Raw genomic sequence first — 6,022 nt, 5'->3', positions numbered from 1 at the left:
AACTGAGCAAATACAAACTTGTCTTGAAACATATGCGGTCATAGTAAAACTACCGCAAAGATAAAATTTCAAGTCCGTTCGCTCGAAAAATCCATGTAACTAACTATATTTCAATAATTTCAAAGAAATTTTTCAGATTTTAATGGGACAGTAGTGAAACCACAACTATTTATCCCGATGAAGCTATTATTGGCTATATGAATATTAAAAGGAAAAAAGGTAAGATTTTGATTGTAAACATTCCCATCGGAGATTATATTTATACTTTCAAATGGGATGTAAATAGGAAGAAATAAATACAGTAATAGCTATACTATTACCCTTAATTTTAATCACTTAAATGATTTACCTATGAAGAAACTTACGATTATTTTTTATTTATTTTTAATTCCATTATGTGTTTTTGCACAAAATGAAAGTTCCATTTCACATACCAAAACAGTTAATGATTCTACTTTGATTAAAATACATGCTATTGTAGAAGATATAGATTTTCGTATGCATGGACTTGATAGATACAAACTATATCCAACAGAAAATATATATAATTTTCTGCAATTAGATACAATGACAGGGAAAATAGAAATTGTACAATGGTCTTTGGATGATGATAAAGAAGGTTCTGCAACCCTTAATAACGAAGACCTATCTCTTGGTACAGGCTGTGGAACATTTGAATTATATCCAACAAAAAATATATATCAATTTCTTTTGTTAGATAAAGTAACAGGAAGAAGATGGCATGTTCAATGGGGATTTGAATCAAGTAAAAGATGGATAAAAAGAATCTATTAAATCAGTAATATGCATATTGCCATCACCGTTATCTTTTTTGCAGTGGTAATCTTTATTAAATTGAAGATGCCAATGTGGAAAGGCAAGTATTCTGAAAAACTTGTGAATAACAAGATTCAAGAGTTACCAGAAGAGTATGTTGTTTTTAATGATTTACTATTCGAAAGTAACGGATATTCAACACAAATTGACCATATTGTAGTTTCACCTTATGGTGTCTTTGTAATTGAAACAAAGGGATATAAAGGTTGGATTTTGGGCAGAGAGAACGGTGAATACTGGACGCAAACCATCTATAAAAGTAAACATCAATTTTACAATCCGATAAAACAAAACGCTGGACATGTAAGATTTTTGCATCATTTGCTCAAATGTTCAACGGATATACTTTTTATTCCAATTGTCGTTTTCAATAACAGTGCGGAATTAAAAGTGCATGCTGACAATAACATAGTTGTAAACAGATATAATCTAAAACGTGCTATATTACAATACAGAACTGCTGTTCTTAATCAGGAGACCATAAATTGGATAATACAGACAATTAACCAGAATCGCATAATCGCTGATAAAGAGAAACTAAAACAGCATAAGCATAACGCAAAGGCTCGGCAATACAGAAGTTCACGCCTAATAAATCAAGGTGTTTGTCCTCAATGCGGAGGACATCTCATTTTGAGGAAAGGCAAGTACGGCACTTTCTATGGATGTTCAAACTTTCCCACATGCAAGTTTACCATAAACTCATAAATAGCAATCCTTGTTTTATATAGTATCAGAACATAAAACTAAACCCTTTCTTTCGTGATACATTGAATCGTTCAATTTCTATAGAAAGTGATTTCTTCAACTGCCTTGCCATAAAGTCCAAAAACGGCTGATTAGTTTCTTCATTCTGACATTGGCGCAGGGAAAGAATATATTCTTCTCTATCTTCTTTAAATATTTTGGTCGGAAAAAGGTGATAGCAAAATTGGATGTAGTTCATCAGTAATCGAGCCGTTCTTCCGTTGCCATCCACCCACGGATGAATAGTTACTAAATTAAGGTGGGCATTAAAGCTCAATTCGTATTGTTCTCGAAGTGTTCCCATTTTTTTTTGCTTCTCTTGAAGAATCGCACAAAGTTCATCCACCTTAGCAGGAACTTTCAAATAGTTCATATAAGAATGTCCACCAACACCAGCCGTAACACCACATAGACGGAACTCTCCTTTAGAAGAATCAAAAGAGCCGCCCAACACACTGTGAACGCTGCCAGTAGTACGCATCAACATTGCATTCAACCTTTTCAGAAAAGCAGGAGTTATAGGTACAAGACTGCCTGATTCAGTTTTGGCAAGTTCATACGCTTGCTTCAAATCTTCATTCATCAGATGATGCACAAGCGGTTTCCCTTTCGCTGTTACTCCCTCGTCAAAGAGAAGCTGCGTATCAAGTTCGGTCAACGTTGAGCCTTCTATGGCTGTGGAATGGGTAATGAGAGAATAAAGGTAGTACTTGTCATAGTCCACCGCTTCACTGATACCAAGTTTTTGAAACTTCTGGTACAACAGTTCTATTTCTTGCCAAACACCTTGTTCCATTACTTTTATTTAATAGGCTTTATTTCTTTTCAAAGGTAACTGATTTACTACGTTCAACCAAAAGAAATAATGACTTACTGCTATATTTTTTGCACGTGTGGGGAAAATGTGGGGAAAATTCAAGCAAAAGAAAAAGCTAAGTATTGAATTATCAAATACTTAGCTTTTTTCTTTGTACCCAGACCCGGTACAAACCATAGAAATCATAGGAAAACAAAAGAATCTATATTGTTTATTATCAATAACTTGCATATTTCTTATTTTCTCCATTTTTGCCATATTTTGCCCATTTTTTGTTATTCAGTACACTTTTAGTACACTTTGAAATATCATTTTCTTTTGTACCTTTGCAATATCAGAAAACAAAAGAAAATCAACTATTTAGCGTAATCGCCCGGTTATGGTACCTAAATCGGGATAAAACCTCTAAACAATGGCAAAGTTAGAAAATAAAACGAAAGAAAACCCCAAATTAGAGCAAAATAAGCTCTCGGATGGTAGAATCAGCCTTTACTTAGAGTATTATTTAGGTAGAGAGGAAAAGCCCGTATTAGATGAAAACGGCAATCAAGTGTACTATGATAGTGGAAAGATGCAAGGTAAGCCCAAGTTTGCAGTAAAGCATAACAGGCGAAAAGAAAACCTTAGTCTGTATCTGATAGATAAGCCCCGTACCCCTGCGGAACGCCAGCAGAACAAAGAAACATTGGAGCTTGCCACAAAGATACGTGCGGAGCGTGAGCAAGAATTTAAAGAAAGTATGTTGGGCTATCGGTTGAAAAAAGATAGAACGGTCAATTTCTTAGACTATTTCCAAGCCTATATCAACAGTTATACCAAGAAAGATATTCGCATGGTACAAATTGCGCTTAGCCGTTTTAAGGACTTCTTAAAAGAGCAATACCCCATGAATGAGTTTAGTATCAAACCGGAACTTATCACCAAAGAAATGATGGAGCAGTTTGTAGCCTATTTGCAATCCCGAAGTGTGGGTGAAGGTGCTAAAAGCATTTACCAGCGTTTCAAGAAAGTTATTCGATATGCGATTGACCACGATGTAATGTTGAAAGACCCATGTAAAAGTGTTACCTGTAAAGTGGATAGCCAAATGCTTCGAAAAGATGTTCTTTCTCCCGAAGAAATACAAAAGTTGGCGGCTTGCCATTATGACAACGAGAACCCGAATGTCAGACGGGCTTTTATCTTCTGCTTATACTGCGGTCTGCGCTTCTGTGATGTAAAAGACCTTACCTATAAGAATGTGGATTACGCTAATCGGTTATTGAAGTTTGAGCAAAGCAAGACAAAGGGACATTCTGTCAGTAGTGGTGTGGTTATTCCTTTGAATGACGGTCTATTGTCTATCATTGGTGAAGCCCCGGCAGATAAAAACTGTTTAATATTCGATTTGCCTACTTACGAAAGCTGCTGTAAGTCAGTAAAGCGTTGGGTAAAGAGAGCCGGAATAGACAAACATATAAGCTGGCATTGTGCAAGACATTCGTTTGCCGTGAACATTCTGAATAATGGGGCAAATATCAAAACCGTAGCCAGCCTTTTAGGGCATAGCGGATTGAAGCATACGGAGAAGTACACCCGTGCGGTGGATAAATTGAAAGAGGAAGCAATAAACAGCTTACCCGAACTAAAGTTTTAACCATAAAAGACTTATCTTTGTAACTATGAACTTTGAAGCATTAGTAAAACATATCAGCACGATACAGAACACGTTGCAGGCACAAGCCGCACATGCTGTAAACCTTGCCCTTACTTCCCGTAACTGGCTTATGGGTTGCTATATCGTAGAATTTGAGCAGAACGGAGAAGACCGTGCCGCCTACGGTGAACAACTGTTGAAGAAGCTGGAACAACGACTGAAAACAAAAGGGCTGAATGAACGTAGATTCCGTGAATTTAGGCGGTTGTATCTTGTTTATCCACAACTAAAAAAACCTGTTACACAATACATTGCATCACAAATTCAAATTCGGCAGTCATTGACCGCCGAATTCACTGAACCAACTCGGCGGTTGATGACCGCCGAATCTGAAAGTGGAGTTTGGAAACTATCAACAGAATACCCACAAACCGAAACATGGATGATTCCAGCTGATAGATTATTCAATAAATTATCTTCCACCCATTTAAACACTATATCGGGAATTGAGAACCCGGTAAAACGTGCTTTCTATGAAATGGAAACTATTCGTGGCTGCTGGTCTGTAAAGGAGTTGGAGCGACAAATCGCATCTTTATATTACGAACGTAGCGGACTATCCAAAAACAAAGAAGCCCTCTCCGCTTTAGTCCAGCAACAAGCAACCTTATTACAACCTAAAGATGTTATCAATACTCCTGTTACTTTGGAGTTCTTAGGGTTGAATGAACGTGCATTGGTGACAGAAACTGATTTGGAACAAGCCATTCTTGACAACCTGCAACACTTCCTGTTAGAAATGGGACATGGCTTCTGCTTTGAAGCCCGGCAAAAACGCATCTTGATTGATGAAGATTATTTCTTTGCCGACCTTGTGTTCTATCACCGTATTTTGAAATGTCATGTTATTGTAGAATTGAAGATAGACAAGTTCCACCATGAGTATGCTTCGCAACTAAATATGTATCTGAACTATTTCAAAGCGGAAGTGATGCAGCCGGATGATAATCCACCTATCGGTATTCTGCTTTGCACTGAAAAGGGAGATACATTAGTAAAGTATGCCACAGCCGGATTAGACCCAAATATCTTTGTACAGAAGTATAGGATAGAGCTTCCAACAGAAGAAGAAATAAAAGAGTTCATTTCTTCCTCAAACTATGAGAGTTACAAACTTTAAAATTGGCGAAAAGAAAAAGGTTATTTCTTCTTTCGCCAGCATATACTTTCAGTCAATAGAAATAAGTCTAGTTCGTTTTGGATATATATACAAAAGCACAAACTAAACTCACAATAAAGTGGATTAAAAAAAGAGAAGATGTTTTGATAAAGTCAGGAATCTATTTTTGCTTTTTGAGAGAACAACTCACGAAGTTATTCTATATTTCAATTGTAATTAGTTTATAGTATGGAAGATTTTAACTCACAATATGCCAACTATTCGAAATTAGAACAGCTAAAGCAGTTCATTTTGGAACATGGTACTTATATCGAACTCAAAAAGGGCGAACGATTCACTATTCAAGGCAAAGTGAATCATCGGGGAGCTTATATTGAACACGGCTTATTGAGATATACTCGTGTGGATGAAAAAGGAAACATACACATAGTAGGATATACTTTCTCCGGAGAATTTGCAGGAAGTTTATGCACTCTTATAGAACCCAATCAACCGTCATTAGTAACAATTGAAGCCGTTTGCGATACAAAGATTTGTTATATGTCCTATTCAAAAGTGGAGGAATTCTTTGCTGCAAATGTAGAAACCATGCAACTAAAATGTACGCTTGTTGAACAATCATACTTATTAATGTATCATAGATTAATGGATATGTACTGCAAGACCACAGCAGAGCTGTATCTTGACTTATTGAATAGATGCCCCAATATTCAAGAGTACATTACGTTAAAGGAGATTGCTTCTTTCTTGCAAGTCACACCGGAAACAATCAGTCGCATACGCCGTGGACTGAATAAATAGCTTA

The 6,022-nt window shown here is 36.5% G+C and carries 6 protein-coding genes; 5 read left to right on the top strand and 1 reads right to left on the bottom strand.

The window, feature by feature from the left end; all coding sequences use genetic code 11:
- Positions 1–351 precede the first annotated feature (351 nt).
- On the top strand, positions 352–795 hold the full coding sequence (locus HU824_RS06800; protein WP_004291348.1) for a hypothetical protein: 444 nt from the start codon (positions 352–354) through the stop codon (positions 793–795).
- A 9-nt stretch (positions 796–804) separates the two neighbouring features.
- Positions 805–1,545: an NERD domain-containing protein gene (locus HU824_RS06795; protein ID WP_004291349.1), complete on the top strand. Its 741-nt coding sequence runs from the start codon at positions 805–807 to the stop codon at positions 1,543–1,545.
- 25 nt (positions 1,546–1,570) lie between these two features.
- On the opposite strand, the gene HU824_RS06790 is transcribed toward HU824_RS06795, so the two are convergent.
- Entirely contained in the window at positions 1,571–2,380 is an 810-nt protein-coding gene (locus HU824_RS06790) for a Fic family protein (RefSeq protein WP_004291350.1), read from the bottom strand.
- A gap of 433 nt (positions 2,381–2,813) precedes the next feature.
- Here HU824_RS06790 and HU824_RS06785 point away from each other — a divergent pair, with 433 nt between their 5' ends.
- The 3 genes from HU824_RS06785 (at position 2,814) to HU824_RS06775 (ending at position 6,018) form a co-directional block, all read left to right on the top strand.
- Positions 2,814–4,037 (top strand): site-specific integrase, encoded by a 1,224-nt coding sequence (locus HU824_RS06785; RefSeq protein WP_176468437.1) that lies wholly within the window; start codon positions 2,814–2,816, stop codon positions 4,035–4,037.
- A 25-nt stretch (positions 4,038–4,062) separates the two neighbouring features.
- The gene (locus tag HU824_RS06780) at positions 4,063–5,217 is read left to right on the top strand and encodes a YhcG family protein (protein WP_176468436.1); all 1,155 of its coding nucleotides are present in this window, start codon (positions 4,063–4,065) and stop codon (positions 5,215–5,217) included.
- Positions 5,218–5,445: 228 nt separating this feature from the next.
- Positions 5,446–6,018 carry a Crp/Fnr family transcriptional regulator gene (locus HU824_RS06775; RefSeq protein WP_176468435.1) on the top strand — a complete coding sequence of 191 codons (573 nt, stop codon included), beginning with the start codon at positions 5,446–5,448 and terminating at the stop codon, positions 6,016–6,018.
- Positions 6,019–6,022 lie beyond the last annotated feature (4 nt).

Origin of the sequence: Bacteroides sp. L10-4, assembly GCF_013373675.1 — a bacterium.
Lineage (GTDB): Bacteria > Bacteroidota > Bacteroidia > Bacteroidales > Bacteroidaceae > Bacteroides > Bacteroides muris.
The sequence above is the reverse complement of the archived record's forward strand: the minus strand, read 5'-3'. Positions and strand labels throughout refer to the sequence as shown.

Coding starts and splice junctions, on each gene's coding strand:
- HU824_RS06800 (WP_004291348.1), top strand. CDS start 352: ATGAAGAAACTTACGATTATTTTTTATTTATTTTTAATTCCATTATGT.
- HU824_RS06795 (WP_004291349.1), top strand. CDS start 805: ATGCATATTGCCATCACCGTTATCTTTTTTGCAGTGGTAATCTTTATT.
- HU824_RS06790 (WP_004291350.1), bottom strand. CDS start 2,380: ATGGAACAAGGTGTTTGGCAAGAAATAGAACTGTTGTACCAGAAGTTT.
- HU824_RS06785 (WP_176468437.1), top strand. CDS start 2,814: ATGGCAAAGTTAGAAAATAAAACGAAAGAAAACCCCAAATTAGAGCAA.
- HU824_RS06780 (WP_176468436.1), top strand. CDS start 4,063: ATGAACTTTGAAGCATTAGTAAAACATATCAGCACGATACAGAACACG.
- HU824_RS06775 (WP_176468435.1), top strand. CDS start 5,446: ATGGAAGATTTTAACTCACAATATGCCAACTATTCGAAATTAGAACAG.